We start from the raw sequence: 16403 nt of genomic DNA on the forward strand, positions 1-16403 counted from the left end.
TTTCAGGATGATCTATGACCGAGGATCCGGCCGTTTTGATCAAGAGTCCGGCCGAGTCGGCTGCCGGGACGTTCGCCTCGTCCTCCGACCTCATCAGCGAACTGTTGACGAGTATGCGGTTGCGTGGAGTGCAGTACCGTCGCGTCCATGCCGGTCCGCGATTCGGCATCGGCTTCGATGCGAAACCGGGCCGTGCCTATTTCCACTTCCTCGCAGTCGGTCACGCGTTTCTGCGTGCCGAGAACGGCACCGTCCACGAACTGTCAGCGGGCAACGCTGTGTTCATCCCGCACGGTCGACCCCATCAGTGGCTGTCCGGGCCGGGCGTAGTGGTTCAGGGCATCGACAGCTACGACTCCGAACCCCTCGGCGATGCGGTGGGGGACGTGAACGTCGGCCTCGCCGCCGACCTGTCTCCCAGCGCCGTATTGTTCACCGGTTACATGGAATTCGATCTCGGCGGGATGCAAGGCCTGAGTCGTATCATGCCCGAGATCATGATCGCCGACGCCCAGGGGGAGCGATATCCCGGACTTTTACCGATCCTTGCTGCGATGAGGCGTGAGACCTGTTCGGCGCGTGTCGGTTTTGCTGGTGTTTCAGCGCGTCTCGCCGAAGTCGTGGCTGCGATGATCGTGCGAGGGTGGGTTGAATGTGGCTGCGACAATGCCTCTGGACTGGTGGCGGCGCTGCGCGATCCGCGACTGGCGGGAGCCATCTTGGCTGTCCACCGGGATCCCGGACATCATTGGACGGTAGCGGAATTGGCATCGCAGTGCCATGTTTCCCGATCGGTGTTCGCGGAGCGCTTCCATGCGATGATCGGCGTACCGCCTCTGCGGTACGCGACGGAACTGAGAATGCTTCTTGCCAGCCAGTGGCTGGCCCAGGACACGATGTCGGTGGAAGCCATGGCTCGAAATCTTGGTTACACCTCTCAAGCTGCGTTCAGCCGCGCTTTCAAACGCGTTACCGGGCAACCTCCCAGCGCACGCAGAGCTACCTCGCCCATACAGTTCGTTGCGTGACGCTTCCGACGGCGATCGCCCCGAGAAGGTAAAGGGGAAGGCGTTCGAGTGCTTCTAGGCCCAACCCACGACGAGTCTCGCCGATTGTTCAGGAATCGTGGGGTCCAAACCGGTGAGTTTCGCAAATCGATGAAGACGATTGGAAACGGTGTTGCGGTGACAGAACAGCTCGTTGGCCGATTCCCCGATACTGCCTGTTTTCATATAGCTGCGCACGCATTCTTCGAGGCGGACCCGCTCCGCGTCTCCGCAGGTCACCAAAGCATCGTCGACATCGGTGAGTAGCCCGCTACCTGATTCTTGTAGGCCTAGTTTGGCCAGTCTTGCCCACCCTCGGTCCCAGGTGAGAGCCGCGTGGTCTTCGCTGGTGATTGTTCGTGTGAGAGCTCGTGCGGTATTGGCCGCCGCGCGAAGGGCTGACAGACCGGTGTCGGCGTTGACAATTCCGACTCGAAGCTTGAGGAGGTTCCGGCCGACATCGGTAGCTTGCGGTCCGTCGAGGTCGAATCTGCGCGTGAAGGCAATCAGGACGTCGCCGAGGTAGTGGGTGTACACCGTTCGTCCGGAGCGCTCGGTTTCGGAGATGAACACTCGTAGCGCCGGGATGTCGTCACCGGCAGCTCCGATGACCAGAAGGGGGGCGCGTTGTGGGATTCGGAGTTCGGCTGCAATAGCATCCAGTTGATCTGTGTCTGTGGATCGGGGATCCTGGAACAGGTTTGCGATGCGTCCTTGCAGTGCAGACGATTCCTCTCTCAGCATGCGTTCTCGTTCGGCCATGTAGGCCCCTTGTGTCTGTGCGGCGTACTCGTCGACGGTGCGAAGCACGATCCACGTGTGTCGAACCAACAGTTCGGCATCCCTCGGTGACGACGCGGAGGTGAGGGCCTCCCACAGCACGTTGTAGTCCAATCGGATCGCGGTCATCAATGAGGTGATGGGGATCCCTGCCCGTGCACGAGAGATGCCGACATCGTTCGCGACGGGGACGAAATCGGGCAGACCTCCCGCGCGCAGACCTTGGAGCATGGCGGAGAAGGCCATCCGGCCTGTGCGTTCGATCTCGGACGTCGGAAGCGGCGACGAGTCGTAGCCCGCGATCGAGGCGACACGTTTGACGAAGGTGTCGGTCAGTTCGGCGACGTCGAGGCTGTCGAGCAGCTCTTGCCATCTTCCTGAGTCGCGGGCGTCCGGCTCGTTGCCCGGTCGTGAGGGGGCGAAGTGGTTCACCAAGTCAGAATAGGGCATATGCACAAATTCGTGGCCGTAATCGGCGGGGAATGCCTAGGGACAGTGAGCGAATAACCTGAAATGCTTGCAACAGGCCGAAATCCCCTGGGGACAGAAGCAGACCGAATCCCTCATCCCTGATGGAGAGTTATGACGTACACACAATCGACGTCGATCGAATTCGGAGCCGTTCACGAGCTCGACAAGAAGAGCGCAAACAAGGTCGCACTCGGCGCTCTGGTCGGTTCCGTGCTCGAGTACTACGACTTCTTCCTGTTCAGTGCCGCGGCCGCTCTCGTGTTCAATGTTCAGTACTTCACCAGCGGCAACGCAACCTTGGCCGCACTTGCCTCGTTCGCCACTTTCGGAGTAGGGGTAGCGGCCCGACCGATCGGCGGCATTGTCTTCGGTGCAATGGGCGATCGGATCGGCCGCCGAAAGACGCTGATGATCACCATCGTCGGTATCGGCATCATTACCGCGTTGATCGGCATACTGCCCACCTACGCAGCGATCGGCATCGCGGCGCCGGTGCTGCTCGTGCTGCTGAGAATCGTGCAGGGACTTTTCGTAGGAGGGGAATGGTCAGGTGCCTTGACCCTGGTGGTGGAGAACGCGCCACTGCATATGCGGGCGCGATACGCAGTGATTCCCCTCATCGGATCTCCGATCGGAACAATTCTGTCTTCTGGTGGATTTTTTCTGGTCACCATTGCAATTTCGCAGCAGAACTTCGAATCCTGGGGTTGGCGCATTCCCTTCCTCCTCTCGTTACCGTTACTTCTTGTCGCGGTTTATATTCGGCGCAAACTCGAAGAATCCCCTGTCTTCCGTCAGCTCGAGGAAGCTGGGGAGTTGGCGACCAATCCCGTGAGCACAGCCTTCAAACACAGCTGGCGTCAGATTCTGATCGGAATGGCGGCTTCACTTCTCGGAATGGGCGGGTTCTACCTCGTCACGACATTCTGTGTGTGGTACGGAGTGAACGTACTCGGATACAGCCGATCGTTGATGTTGCTCGGAACTATCGTCGCGGCCGTCGTCGAGATCTTCGTGATCTTGTTGAGCGGGCGGTTGGGCGCGCGATTCGGTTCGAGTCGGGTGATCATGTGGGGCGGGATCGCCTCTGCCGTAGTCGCTTTGCCGGCTTTTCTGCTACTGACTTCGGGCGTTCCCGTGCTCATCGTTCTGTCGATGACGTTGGCAGTGGCGACGTTGTCGTTTCCCTACGCAGGTACAGGAGCTGTTCTGACCGGACTCTTTCCGGCGCGAACCCGATTCACAGGTGTTGCCGTCGCGAACAACACCGCCGCGATGATTGCAGGATTCGTTCCACTTCTGGTTACCAGCCTCGTAGCTGCAGCTCATGATCACTGGTGGCCAGCTGCGTTGGTTCTCGCGCTGATCTCGTTGATCACCGCATCGGCAGGAGCGATCGCGCCGAAATTCAGCGTGGACCTCCCCGGCTTCAAGCACTGAGAAACGTAGCGCGGCTGGTGTTCGAAACATCGCACCTCGTACCGCTGGATCAGACGCGGCTCGATTACTGGACAAGGACATTTCTCTTATGCAACTCGATCTCATTGTGCGGGCGCGCGAAATCATCACTATGGATCCTGATCGGCCGATCGCTTCGGTTGTCGGAGTAATCGGTGACCGTATTGTCGGGTTCGACGACGAGGTCGCCGGTATCGAGGCGATACGAACCCTGGACTTCGCAGACGCCTGTGTGACGCCCGGTCTGATCGACGCTCACTGTCACACCGTCTGGTGGGGACTCGGATTGGCGGCGATCGACCTCAGCCGCGCCGCCAGTCTCGAGGATCTCTACAGGCTGATCGAGACCGAAGTAGAGCGTATCGGTGATGACGCCGATGCCTGGGTCCACGGCACAGGTTTCAACCAGGGGCACTATGGCGGCGAATTCCCTGCTATCGATCGGCTCGACGCCGTGACGGGAGACCGCCCACTGTACTTACGGCACACCTCCGGTCACGCAGCGATTGCGAACACCGCTACGTTGCGTCTCATCGGTGCGCTTGACGACGGGTTCGAAGTTCCCGTCGGAGGTGTCGTCGTGCGGGATGACGAGGGCCGCCCTACCGGTGTCGTCGAAGAGTCGGCGCAAGGGTTGGTGCAGGCGTTGCTCTTGCCCTACTCCACCGAGCGGCTCGCTGAGGCAATCGACGAAGCAACCAAACGCTTTGCTGCACAGGGGATAACAAGCTTCACAGAAGCCGGTGTCGGTGGCGGTTGGATCGGCCACAGCCCCATCGAAATCGCGGCCTATCAATTGGCCGCAGATCGCAATCATCTGCACGCTCGTGCACAGTTGATGCCGGCAATCGACGCTCTTCATCCCCTTGCCGCGAACGCTTCGGACTTCTGCGGCGAGGGGACAGGAGTTGGCTTGGACCTCGGGATTCGTTACGGCTTCGGCGATTCCCACCTTCAGCTGGGGCACGTCAAGGTCTTTCTCGACGGTTCTTTGCTCGGGGCGACCGCCGCTGTGACAGAGGACTTCTGCGGCCATGAACATAACCGGGGATACCTCCTCGACACGCCGGAACTGTATCGAGAGCGTGCACTCGCGGCATATCGATCGGGGTGGCCGCTTGCGCTGCATGCAATCGGAGACGCAGCAATAGACCTGGCCCTGGACCTGATCGAGGAGGCACAGAAGAGCTACGGCCGCCACACAGCTCCGTGCCGTATCGAACATTTCGGCATCGCTCGACCGGATCAAGTGCGGCGTGCCGGCGATCTTGCTATTGCTGTGACCCCCCAGGCAGGTTTCATCGGGCCGCTCGGCGATCAGATTGTCGATCTTGTCGGGACCGACCGTGAACCGTGGCTCTACCGTGGGCGATCAGTCATCGATGCGGGAGCAATACTCGCAGGCTCATCAGACCTTCCTGTCGCCGACAACAATCTTCGTAGAGGTATGCAGTCGGCCGTCGATCGTCGTACCGACACCGGATTCGTCCTGGGCTCGAACGAGGCGATCACACCGGAGGAAGCCCTTCGAACGCACACGGAATGGGCTGCGCGCGCGACCGGTCAGATCGACGACAAAGGCACCCTCGAACGGGGAAAACTTGCGGACTTCGCCGTGTTCTCGTCGTCGCCGCTCACCGCGCCAAACATATCGGAGATCGACGTCGTCGCAACAATACTCGGAGGAAACCTAACCCATGATGCCCGACCGACTCGCTGAAGAATTACTCGTAATCTTGTGAAGGAGAATGCCGTGAACGTGATGCGAGAGCCGGCTGACGAACTCGCCGTCGATCTCGGCTACGTGAAAGCCGGACAAACGCACTTCGACCGGACGTTGCGTGAACTCGGTGACAACGAACTACGTGGACCCTCGTTGCTTCCAGGATGGACTCGCGCGCACGTGATCGCGCACGTCGGTTTCAACGCCCGCGCCCTCGGCCGCCTGGTGGATTGGGCGACGACAGGCATCGAGAAACCGATGTACGAGTCTGCCCATGCGCGGAGCCGGGAAATCGGCAGTGCAGCACCACTGTCAAATGTCGAACTCCGTGAACTCTGCGACAGGGAGGCGAGAGCGCTCGAAATCGCCTGGAGCGCAGTCCCCGACAATCGCTGGTCTACCGAGGTGAGCAACGCTCAAGGTGTGCGGATACCGGTCGTCGATACAGTGTGGATGCGATCTCGCGAATTGTGGTTACACGCAATCGATCTCAACTATTCGGCGAGTGCAGCGGACATACCGCCAGCGGTGCAGCGACGAATAATTCACAATGTCCTGGATACGTGGGCCACCCGAGACGACTATCGCGTGCACATGACAGTTGCGGACACCGGTGAAGAGTTCGAACCGGCTTCGAGTCACATCACCACCGCCGATTCGACCACGGCACGCACGGCGGTGTCCGGGTCGCTTCCGAATCTGCTGATGTGGGTGACCGGCCGCAGAAACATCGCAGTGTCCGCGGTCGACACGTCGGGCCGCGAGATCGGCACAGCCCCGACAGCTCCGCGCTGGCTCTGACGCTCACTATCGACAACACGAAAATGAGGAACGAATTGTCAGTCTCGTCAGTAACGGGCGGCCCGCTGGTGTCGCAACATAGAGAACTCGTAACCGCAATTCCAGGACCGCAATCGCAGGTGCTTATGCGTCGAAAAGAGGCGGCCGTTGCGGCCGGTGTAGGGCACGTTGTACCCATATCGATCGTCGCAGCCGGAGGCGGGATCTTGATCGATGCCGACGGCAATTCTCTGATCGATCTCGGTTCGGGCATTGCCGTCACCGGCGTCGGCAATTCAGCTCCAGCCGTTGTCGAAGCCATAACTCGCCAAGCGAAACTGTTCACTCACACCTGCTTCACCGTCACCCCATACGACGGCTACGTTGCGGTCGCCGAGAAGCTCAACTCGATCACCCCCGGTGACCACGAGAAGCGCACAGCACTGTTCAACACCGGTTCCGAAGCCGTCGAGAACGCGATCAAGATCGCACGCTCCTTCACCAACAAACATGCGGTTGTGGTCTTCGATCACGCGTTCCACGGCAGAACCAACCTCACCTTGGGCATGACTGCGAAGAACACCCCTTACAAAAACGGCTTCGGTCCGTTCACGCCCGAGATCTACCGTGTTCCAACCTCGTACCCATATCGCGATGGGCTGAGCGGAGTGGCGGCGGCAGAAATTGCGCTCCTGCAGATCGAAAGACAGGTCGGCGCTTCCAATCTCGCAGCAATCGTCATCGAGCCCATCCAGGGCGAGGGTGGATTCATCGAACCCGCGACCGGTTTTCTGCCTGCTCTATCCGAATGGGCAACTGCCAACGGCGTCGTATTCATCCTCGACGAAGTCCAAACCGGGTTCGCCCGTACCGGTGATCTCTTCGCTGCGAACCACGAGCGAGTCGTACCTGATCTCATCGCAACAGGAAAAGGTATCGCGGGTGGATTGCCACTGGCCGCGGTCACTGGCCGCGCAGAGATCATGGATTCACCACAATCCGGCGCTCTCGGGGGCACCTACGCCGGAAACCCAATCTCCTGCGCCGCGGCGCTCTCCACAATCGAAACGTACGAAAAGAACAACCTGGTTGTTCGTGCACGTGAAATCGCGGCGATCATCGATGAGGTCTTCACCGAACTGGGCGCCTCGGACGACCGTATTGGTGACATCCGAGGCCGCGGCGCGATGAAGGCCATCGAAGTAGTACACCCCGACAGCACAGATCCGAACCCGGCGCTGACCGATTCCGTCGCAAAATTCGCCGCGGATCATGGCGTAGTGGTTCTTACTTGCGGCACCTACGGAAACGTCATCCGATTTCTCCCTCCGCTCGCAATTTCGGACGAACTGCTACGCGAAGGTCTACGCGTCGTGGCCGACGGATTCCGTACGAACGCCCCGACCTCAGCCACAAAGGAAAGCCAGTCATGACATTGAAGCCACATGAACAGGACCTACTCAACCGTGTCGAAACCGGTATCGGCGTCGGCGGAACATGGGCGACATCGAGTTCGGGCGCGACCTTCACCGTCGAAGACCCCGCAACCGGGCATGTGATCAAGACGATTGCCGACGCAACGGTCGACGACGCCATTCGCGCCCTCGATTCAGCCGTTGCAGCACAACAAGAGTGGGCCGAAACACCTAGCCGCCTACGTTCGGACATCCTCCGCAGAGCATTCGACTTGCTGATGGATCGCAAAGAAGAGTTTGCTCTGCTCATCGCCCTGGAAATGGGGAAGCCGATCGCCGAAGCGCGCGGTGAGGTCGTTTACGGTGGAGAGTTCCTTCGGTGGTACTCCGAGGAAGCCGTACGCGTCAGCGGAGACTATCGCCGAAACCCCGAGGGGTCAGGCAACATCACAGTGTCGCACCTCCCTGTGGGGCCCTGCTACTTCATCACACCATGGAACTTCCCACTCGCGATGGCAACCCGCAAGATTGCTCCGGCACTCGCCGCCGGTTGCACCACTATCATCAAGCCGGCGGAACTCACTCCGCTGACCACGATCTACCTGGTGCAGCTGCTGGAAGAGGCAGGACTTCCGCCGGGTGTGGTGAACGTAGTGCCCACGTCGAATCCCAGCGCTCAGTCCAGTGCCCTGCTATCGGATCCACGCCTTCGCAAGCTGAGCTTCACAGGCTCGACGGCGGTTGGCGTCAAACTCCTCGAAGCTGCTGCGCAGAACGTATTGCGTACTTCGATGGAGCTCGGCGGCAACGCACCCTTCCTGGTTTTTGAGGACGCAGATATCGACCGAGCGGTCGACGGCGTGATGCTCGCAAAATTCCGCAACATCGGTCAGGCATGTACCGCCGCAAACCGCATATTGGTACACGATTCCGTGGCCGACGAATTTGTTCGTCGAGTAAGTGAAAGGGTTGCTGCGTTGAAAATTGGTCGTGGGGCCGACGAAGGTTACGACATCGGCGCACTGGTCGACAAGAACGCCATCGCGAAGACAGAAGGTCTCGTCGCTGACGCAGTGGACACCGGCGCGGAGATTGTCACCGGAGGTCAGGCCATCGTCGGCCCAGGCAACTTCTTTCAACCGACCGTGATCGACAAGATCGGGCCCGAAGCTCGGATGGTGAACGAAGAGATATTCGGACCAGTGCTGGCAATAACTCGCTTTTCGTCCGAGGACGAGGTCGTGCACATTGCCAACAACACCGAGTACGGCTTGGTCAGCTATGTCTACACAGAGAACGTCGGCCGAAGCCAGCGAATGATAGAAAAACTTCAAACCGGGATGATGGGCCTCAACACCGGTCTCGTCTCGAATGCAGCAGCGCCTTTCGGCGGCATCAAGCATTCGGGGATCGGAAGAGAAGGCGGCTTCGAAGGAATTCGCGAGTTTTTGTCCACGAAGTACACATTGACACCCCGATGACACTTGAATCGACCGCACGAAAAGCGTCAGCAGGCGCCAGGACCCGTACCGAACGTAATCGTCGTTGAGTTGCAGTCCGGCACTGTGTTCTGCTCGTAATCTACTACTAGAGAGGAAGTTTCGTGACCGAGAGCACACAACGTGCTACGTCGAACTTTCGGGTAATCGCCGAATACCGGCTGGACGAGGAAACCGCGGACGAGGCGCTCGGCCATCTGGCCCAACTCGCTGAGGCAAGCCGGAACGAGCCGGCCAATCTCGGCTACGAGTACTTCCGCAACGTCGAGAATCCGCTACACGTAACCATCCTCGAGATGTATATCGACGAAGTCGGCTTCGAAGCGCACCGAACATCGCCGCACTTCATATGTATCGGCACGGACAAGATCCTTCCACTTCTCACTGATCGCATCGTGCGCACGTACTCAGACGAGGGTGATCGCTGATGGCCAAGGCCACCGAGTCGCGTCCCATCATCCTTACAATCGCCGGCCCGGCAATCGTCGGCCCGACTGGTGGCATGATGGAGGACCGAATTTTCTCGCCAAGAGATCCCGACGAGTAGACGCGTCCTCCGACGACGCTCACGCGATGTTCGGCAAGAGCATCGCTGCAGCCGACTGGCATTCGAACCGACGGAAGGCGTCGGGTTCAACGGGGCCGAAATCAGACGAGTCACGTACGTCCCGAACGAAAAGTTCGCCGCCGGCGGAAGCTTCATCGGCAGTTTGCCGACACGCGTTCCACCGCGAACCAGATGCAGGGTGGCGTCCGATGCCATTCGGCAGCAATGCTTCTCAGATTCGTCACCATGCCCGTTGTGCCCGGCGCCGGTAGCAGCCATTTGCAGGATCGCCACTGGGTGTAGATGACGGGCGCTGGGTACAACGCGCAACAGTGCTCGCCCGCCACGTGGGGCGGACCTACGGGCTCGCCGAGATGGCCGATGACGGCGTGGATGGTCCTCTTTCGTCGGACTCTGCGATATCCGATCTCGAGCTGGATATCGTCTGCAGCCTTGCAAGGCCTTGGCGATGCTGTACGTCGATGTCTTTCGGCGTCACGGCTTCGGGTTCACGAAGTGGTGTTTTCTGTGGCAGTCCGTGCATCCGTGTCGGTCCGTCGGGAGGTGCAGGATCGGCGGATGTTCCATGCAAATCCGAGGTCGGCATTCGTGTTGCGTGCCGGCAGTTCAAGAGTGGGTGCCCGGTCGCCGTATCCAGCAGTGCTACCTCGGGATTGCATTTGAACTACGTTGCACAACTGCTGAAATGGAGGATGGAACCGATGCGAGCAGTCGTTGTGTGTATTGGTGATTTGGTGCGTCGAGCACGGCCTCTGTCTCGCCGGCTTCTACGATTTCACCCCGGTAGAGAACCACTGTTCGATCGGTCATCTGCCTCACGACTGCTAAGTCGTGAGTGATGAAGAGCATGCTCATCCCGTTTTCCGCTCTGATAGAGCGAAGCAGCTCGAGAATTTGGGCCTGCACGGACACGTCCAGGGCGGCAACAGGTTCGTCGCAGATGAGCAGCCTGGGTCGAACGGCAATTGCCCGGGCAATCACGGCGCGCTGACGTTCGCCACCCGAGAGCGCAGCCGGACGGAGAGCGGCGTAGCTGCCTGGTAGTCCCACCTTGCCGAGTAACTCCGAGACTTCCGAGGCTACGGAATCGCTATCGCGTTTGTCCGCTCCGGTTCGTACGGCTATAGCTTCTCGCAAGGCTGCACCGATGGTTCGGGATGGATTGAGCGCTGCGTACGGATCCTGAAACACTACTTGGATCTCCCGGGCCAACTCGACTCTGGTTTTTCGCGCAGTGGATCCAGTGGGCGCGAGCTCTCTGCCGAATGCCGATATCCGGCCGGAGGTGACGTGCTCCAGACCTAGGAGAGCACGAGCGATAGTTGTCTTCCCTGAGCCGGATTCACCTACCAGTCCCACTGATTCGCCGGCGCGGATCGAGAAAGTCACGCCGCGGAGGGCGTGCGAGTCCTTGGGCTTGCCGAACATCGCTTTGGCGCGATATACCTTGTGTACGTTCGCAACCTCGACTATCGGTGGGCCGATGGTGTCGAAAGATCGTGACTCGGATTGTTGAGGTAGAGGTGGTTCGAACTCGGAACCGCGGGGAAACTCGTCGTGAATCCGATCGATCCGGATGCAAGCCGAAGCGTGTTCGATCGTGATGGGAGTAAGAGCTGGTCGGGCTGAAAAGCATTCGCCGACAGACCATTCGCATCGGTCAGCGAATGCGCAGATCGCCTCGACGGCTGCGGCTCTGGGCACACTGCCGGGAATCGACGTCAACCGTTCGACTCGACGATCGACAGGGGGACTGGCCGACATCAGCCCACGTGTGTAGGGATGCGTCGGGGTGCGGGCAAGATCGGCGACCGTAGCCTCCTCCACCACGCGTCCGGCGTACATGACCTGGATCCGATCGCAGACGTCCATCGCCACGTGCAGATCATGAGTGATCAAGATGAGCGCCATGTTTCGTGACTTCTGTAGACCGGCGAGAAGTCGGAGGACTTCGTCCTGGGTGGTCACGTCCAGTGCAGTTGTCGGTTCGTCGGCGATCAGCAACTCCGGATCGCCGGCAAGCGCGGCCGCCATGGCAACTCGTTGCCGCATCCCCCCGGAGAGCTGAAAGGGGTACTTTTGTGCGACGGCGGGATCCAAGCCAACCTCCGCGAGACGCGCAGCAACTTCGGCCCGAACTTGTTGGCGTCCGCCTTTTCTGACATTTGGCGGGAGTGTCTCCCGCACGTGCTCGCCTACCGTGTGGATGGGGTTGAGCATGCTGAACGGGTCCTGCATCAAAAGACTGATTCGGGAGCCCCGTAACGATCGCAGTTCACGTTCGCGTGTGCCGATCAACGGGATTCCGTCGAAATCTGCTGCTCCTCGTGCATAGATTCCCGGCGGTAGCAAACCGACAAGCGAACGAACTGCCATCGATTTTCCACTGCCAGACTCGCCGACTATCCCGAGAGTCTCGCCTCGGGGGACCGTGATGTTGACATCGCTGACGAGCACCTGCGACCTGTTCGCGTACACCGATAGCCCGGAAACTTTCAGGAGGGGGCCATTCGCATCGGCCGTTTCCGATTGTACTGTCACATCTTCCACAGTCATCTACTTCCGTTCTCCTGAGTCTGACAGCCGTTTGAAGAACCAGTCGCCGAAGATAGTTGCGGCGCTGCCGGTCAGGATGAGACAGGCTGCGGGGGCAACTGCGACCCAGGGGTTCTCGGAGATCATCGATTGCCCCTGGGAGAGCATCGATCCCCAATCTGCAGCCCCGGGGGCGATACCGATACCGAGAAATGACAACGACGAGAAGGCGACCAACGCTCCGACGAAATCCAGCAGGAAGACGGCGAGCACGGTGGGCGCGATGTTGGGCAGCACATGGCGGATCATGATCCGTGAGTCGGTCAATCCGAGGGTCTTCGCAGAGTCGATGTACGGCAGACGAACCTGGACGCGCGTCACACTGCCGACTATTCTGATGGCGCTCGGTACTGACAGGAAAACCAGAATCGCCACAGTCAGCCAGTAGCTCCCGCCGAGAATCCCCAGGAGCACGATGGCGACGAGGAGCGCGGGCAGGGCATACACGAGGTCTGCGAATCGGTTGAGGACGTTGTCGAGTGCACCGCCGTTATATCCGGCGACCAGCCCCGCGGATGCGCCGGCTATCACTGTTCCCATCGCTACGCACAGCGGTCCGAGCACGGAGCGGCCGGTACCGTCGATCAAACGGGAGAGGACATCGCGTCCCATATCGTCGGTGCCTAACCAGTGTGTGCGATCGGAACCGGTCACACCGCGGAGAAGATCCTGAGTGTAAGGGTCGTAAGGGCTTATGAGCCGACCGGCGACAGCCGCGAATACCATCACACCGAGGATCACCAGTGCAATCACAACGGTGATGGGAATTCGCGATCCCTGCCTGCTCTTTTCGCGATCGGTGAGTGCGGTCATGTCATCCCTTTCCTGCGTACCGCATGCGCGGGTCGACGAGGAGAGCTACCACGTCCACCGCCAGGTTGACGACAATCACGAAGGCGCCGAGACACACGGCCAACCCTTGTACGACGGGTAGGTCCTTTTCGGTGACCGACTGCACCATCAGCGAACCGACTCCCGGTACGGAGAACACGGTCTCGACGAGTATGGCGCCGGACAGCGCAGCGATCAGTATCAGACCGGCCGCAGTCACCACCGGCATTGCGGAGTTCCGTAACGCATATCGGAAGAAGACCCGTGAGGGGTCGAGACCACGAGCTTTCGCGAATGTCATGTAGTCCTGCCGGAGCACGTTGAGCGCTCCGGCGCGTGTCTGCCGGATCAGCAGTGCGATGAGCGCGATGCCGAGTGCTGTTGCTGGCAGGGTGAGGTGCACCAAGCGATCGAAGAATCCATTGCCCACGCCGTAAACGGGGAACAGTCCGAGCTCGAGTCCGAATACGAAAATCAGCAACATTCCGACTGCGAAACCTGGTGCACTCATACCTATTACGGAAGCCATCGAGATACCTCTGTCCACCCATTTATCGCGCTGATACGCCGCTGACATTCCGCAGGGGACCCCGATCCCGACCACCAAAACAAGTGTGTACACCGCCAGTTGGATCGAGACCGGTAGGTGATCGGTGATGATGCCGGTCACCGGCGCACCTGATCTGGTCGACGTCCCGAAATCGAGCTGCAGTGCATCGACCAACCAGTGCCAATACTGAACAAGGAAAGGATCGTTGAGGTGATGTCGTGCCTCCAGGGCCGCGATCAGTTCGGGTGTGCTCGGACGAGAGCCGACAAGGACGGCAATTGCAGAGCCTGGCGTCACCGACAGCAGACTGAACACCAGAAAACTGATTACCAGAAGCAGCGCGGCCGACACCACGAGTCGCTTGCCGATGAACGCCGCTACTGCCATCTCAATCGAACCTCGTTGTGTGGGAGAGATAGTCGTTCACGACGTTGCCTTCACCGCGGTAACCCACGAACCGTTGACGAAGTCGTAGAAGGACATGTCGCGATCGAAGGCGAACCCGTCGGCAATTGCGTAGACCAGATTCGGATTGAACAGCGGGACGTACGGAAGTTGTTCGTGGATGCCGGTCAAGATGGTCTGGGCGGCAGTCCATCGGTCCAGGGGTGAGGTCGATCCGTTCAGGACGGGCAGCGCCTGTTCGACGGAATCGGTAGACCAATTCGAGGCGTTGAATTTCGGTGCGACAGCGTTCTCCTTTCCGACGACGGAGCCGATCAATTTGGGGTCGGGCGTCGATGCGGTAATCGACAGGAATCCGATTCCGGGAACCTTGTGGGCGTACAGGTCGGAAATCCATTGGGTCTGGGTGATGGGCTTTGGAACAACGGTCACACCGAGTGGCGCCAGGTTTTGTTGCAGGTTGAGTACCGTCAGTTCCGTCCAGTTCACGTTGTCGGTGTAGGGGACCTCCACCGTGAATCCCTGGGGGTGCGACGAGGCGGCAAGTTCTTGCGCCGCAAGGTTACTGTCGAACTCGATTCCGCCGATTCCGTCCAGGAAGGATTGCGCGTTCCCAGGGGAACCGGCGACACCGGTCAACATTTCCGGAGTTGCCAAACCCTTCAATATCGCGGAGTCGTTGCCGAATGCCGCCTCTGCGATTCCTTTTCGATCGATCGAGTGCGCGACGGCCTTCCGCACGTGGACATCGTCGAACGGACTCGTACTGGTATCGAACGTCAAATACGTGAGCTTGGTCAGAGGGACCTCGATCGTGTCGATTCCACCGATCTGCTTCCACTGTGACTGCTTCTTGATGTCGGCCACATTCGCAGCTTGGATGTCGCCGGATCGCATTGCCAACTGAGCGGTGTTGCCGTCCGGAATCACGTCGAACTTCAGCGTTTCCGGTGCAGGTTGCTCCGACCAGTAGTCATTGTTACGGACAAGTTGCACACCGGAACTTGAATATTCTTGGACCCGGTACGGGCCAGTGCCCACCGGAACCGCTTGCGCAGTACCCAATTCGGCAGCATGTTCTTCAGCGAACCTTGCCTGTTGGATCAGTCCGAATAGCGCGATGCTCTGCCTGGCAACCGGATCGGGATGCGACAACTTCACAGTCACCCGCATCGGTCCGGTTTGTTCGATGCTTTCGAGACTTTCCAGCTCGCCGGCAGTTTGCGCCCCGGCTGCGGAATCAGAGACGTGCCGAAGGCTCCAGATCACGTCCTCCGGGGTCAGTAGAGTTCCGTCGGAGAATCGCACGTCGGACCGGATGACGTAGTCGATGGTCGTCGGGTCAGGAACCGATACGGCTTCGGCGAGATGAGGTCGCAACTCTCCTTCACCGGAAAGCCGTTCCAGCGGTTCGGTGAACAGGGTCTGAACCTGCATGGAAGGACCGAAATCCTTAGTGATATCTAAGGAGATCGGAGCCGCTGCAAGAGCGAAGGTGAAGGCGGGTATCGGATCGTCGGTGATCGTTCGAGTCTGTGTGGCGCCCGGTGCGGAGCCACACGCGGAAACCACGAGGACGAGTGCTGTTGCCGATACCGCGTACGTGGCGGTTCGCGTGTAAGCGCGCATCGCGCGATGTAGAACTGGCTTCTTCAAGCGTCAACTCCCTGTTCACGAAAACCCAACCGGATATGACGGGTAACGCTACGGAGATGTAGGTCACATATCGTTAGACGATTGTCGAATCCAGCGCGGATATTTTTCGACGATCGGAAGAGTGCTTTGGAAAGTCCCGAGATACAGAGTCAGAGCAAAGATTGCACGCCAACGCGTTCAGACGGAAGCCGGGATTTCAGTATCGGTGTTCTGGGGGTGATGCGACCTGAAGTCGGGATCGGTTGTTGGAGGGCTTCTTTAGGGCCTCGGCCACGACTGGGCGTTCACCAGTGCGACCCGTCGCCAATGTCGACAGCCTCAAAGCATCAGCGCGCGGATGACCTCGGGTTACCTGATCGGCGACTTGGCGACAAGACTGGGCGGGCTTTACGCCCGGTCTGGCGGGCCTGTCGGTGCCCACGGGCGGTTGTTGTTCTCTTTTGGGAACTGCTGCGTGTACTCCGATGACTGGTGACCGCAGGTTCACCGCGTGGGGAGTGGCTCGAGTTTAGGGTGCTCGGCGTGCAGTGCTCGTCCATACCTTCGAACGGGCGGTCGCTCTCGCCGCCGAGCGGGAACAGGCCTAGTCCTCCATTAACCGCCGAAGTCCTCGCATCCAAATCGAG

The 16403-nt window shown here is 59.6% G+C and carries 12 protein-coding genes; 7 read left to right on the forward strand and 5 right to left on the reverse strand.

Features of this window, described 5'->3' with window-relative positions:
* Window positions 1-14 precede the first annotated feature (14 nt).
* Entirely contained in the window at window positions 15-1028 is a 1014-nt protein-coding gene (locus tag G4D79_RS08955) for an AraC family transcriptional regulator (RefSeq protein WP_099698376.1), read from the forward strand.
* A 54-nt stretch (window positions 1029-1082) separates the two neighbouring features.
* Here G4D79_RS08955 and G4D79_RS35215 read toward each other — a convergent pair whose 3' ends face one another.
* Window positions 1083-2258: a CdaR family transcriptional regulator gene (locus tag G4D79_RS35215; protein ID WP_207624349.1), complete on the reverse strand. Its 1176-nt coding sequence runs from the start codon at window positions 2256-2258 to the stop codon at window positions 1083-1085.
* 150 nt (window positions 2259-2408) lie between these two features.
* On the opposite strand from G4D79_RS35215, the gene G4D79_RS08965 reads away from it, so the two are divergent.
* The 6 genes from G4D79_RS08965 (at window position 2409) to G4D79_RS08990 (ending at window position 9600) form a co-directional block, all read left to right on the forward strand.
* Complete coding sequence (locus tag G4D79_RS08965; RefSeq protein WP_047272007.1) at window positions 2409-3737, forward strand: MFS transporter; 1329 nt, start codon at window positions 2409-2411, stop codon at window positions 3735-3737.
* 88 nt (window positions 3738-3825) lie between these two features.
* Window positions 3826-5475 carry an amidohydrolase gene (locus tag G4D79_RS08970; protein WP_214514235.1) on the forward strand — a complete coding sequence of 550 codons (1650 nt, stop codon included), beginning with the start codon at window positions 3826-3828 and terminating at the stop codon, window positions 5473-5475.
* Between the two features lie 42 nt (window positions 5476-5517).
* The gene (locus G4D79_RS08975; protein ID WP_235867987.1) at window positions 5518-6279 is read left to right on the forward strand and encodes a maleylpyruvate isomerase family mycothiol-dependent enzyme; all 762 of its coding nucleotides are present in this window, start codon (window positions 5518-5520) and stop codon (window positions 6277-6279) included.
* A gap of 23 nt (window positions 6280-6302) precedes the next feature.
* Window positions 6303-7691: a 4-aminobutyrate--2-oxoglutarate transaminase gene (gabT, locus tag G4D79_RS08980; RefSeq protein ID WP_083056527.1), complete on the forward strand. Its 1389-nt coding sequence runs from the start codon at window positions 6303-6305 to the stop codon at window positions 7689-7691.
* Complete coding sequence (locus G4D79_RS08985) at window positions 7688-9154, forward strand: NAD-dependent succinate-semialdehyde dehydrogenase (RefSeq protein ID WP_099698650.1); 1467 nt, start codon at window positions 7688-7690, stop codon at window positions 9152-9154. Before gabT ends, G4D79_RS08985 begins: the two co-directional genes overlap by 4 nt.
* A 122-nt stretch (window positions 9155-9276) precedes the next feature.
* Window positions 9277-9600, forward strand: a complete 324-nt coding sequence (locus tag G4D79_RS08990) for a putative quinol monooxygenase (RefSeq protein ID WP_099698651.1) — start codon at window positions 9277-9279, stop codon at window positions 9598-9600.
* A 782-nt stretch (window positions 9601-10382) separates the two neighbouring features.
* Here G4D79_RS08990 and G4D79_RS08995 read toward each other — a convergent pair.
* From G4D79_RS08995 to G4D79_RS09010, 4 genes are read right to left on the reverse strand one after another with little or no spacing between them, the layout of a single operon-like run.
* Complete coding sequence (locus G4D79_RS08995) at window positions 10383-12296, reverse strand: ABC transporter ATP-binding protein (protein ID WP_064112376.1); 1914 nt, start codon at window positions 12294-12296, stop codon at window positions 10383-10385.
* On the reverse strand, window positions 12297-13148 hold the full coding sequence (locus tag G4D79_RS09000; protein WP_047272016.1) for an ABC transporter permease: 852 nt from the start codon (window positions 13146-13148) through the stop codon (window positions 12297-12299).
* Window position 13149: 1 nt separating this feature from the next.
* Complete coding sequence (locus G4D79_RS09005) at window positions 13150-14103, reverse strand: ABC transporter permease (RefSeq protein ID WP_099698652.1); 954 nt, start codon at window positions 14101-14103, stop codon at window positions 13150-13152.
* 36 nt (window positions 14104-14139) lie between these two features.
* Window positions 14140-15777, reverse strand: coding sequence for an ABC transporter substrate-binding protein (locus tag G4D79_RS09010; RefSeq protein ID WP_134929666.1), 1638 nt, complete (start codon window positions 15775-15777; stop codon window positions 14140-14142).
* Window positions 15778-16403 lie beyond the last annotated feature (626 nt).

The sequence above is a fragment of the Rhodococcus sp. WY5 genome (genome assembly GCF_018588185.1).
In the GTDB taxonomy this organism is placed as follows: domain Bacteria; phylum Actinomycetota; class Actinomycetes; order Mycobacteriales; family Mycobacteriaceae; genus Rhodococcus_F; species Rhodococcus_F qingshengii.

What these genes read in the sequence shown, in the direction of transcription:
- G4D79_RS08955 (WP_099698376.1), top strand. Translation starts at nt 15, where the DNA reads ATGACCGAGGATCCGGCCGTTTTGATCAAGAGTCCGGCCGAGTCGGCT.
- G4D79_RS08965 (WP_047272007.1), top strand. Translation starts at nt 2,409, where the DNA reads ATGACGTACACACAATCGACGTCGATCGAATTCGGAGCCGTTCACGAG.
- G4D79_RS08970 (WP_214514235.1), top strand. Translation starts at nt 3,826, where the DNA reads ATGCAACTCGATCTCATTGTGCGGGCGCGCGAAATCATCACTATGGAT.
- G4D79_RS08975 (WP_235867987.1), top strand. Translation starts at nt 5,518, where the DNA reads ATGCGAGAGCCGGCTGACGAACTCGCCGTCGATCTCGGCTACGTGAAA.
- gabT (WP_083056527.1), top strand. Translation starts at nt 6,303, where the DNA reads ATGAGGAACGAATTGTCAGTCTCGTCAGTAACGGGCGGCCCGCTGGTG.
- G4D79_RS08985 (WP_099698650.1), top strand. Translation starts at nt 7,688, where the DNA reads ATGACATTGAAGCCACATGAACAGGACCTACTCAACCGTGTCGAAACC.
- G4D79_RS08995 (WP_064112376.1), bottom strand. Translation starts at nt 12,296, where the DNA reads ATGACTGTGGAAGATGTGACAGTACAATCGGAAACGGCCGATGCGAAT.
- G4D79_RS09000 (WP_047272016.1), bottom strand. Translation starts at nt 13,148, where the DNA reads ATGACCGCACTCACCGATCGCGAAAAGAGCAGGCAGGGATCGCGAATT.
- G4D79_RS09005 (WP_099698652.1), bottom strand. Translation starts at nt 14,103, where the DNA reads ATGGCAGTAGCGGCGTTCATCGGCAAGCGACTCGTGGTGTCGGCCGCG.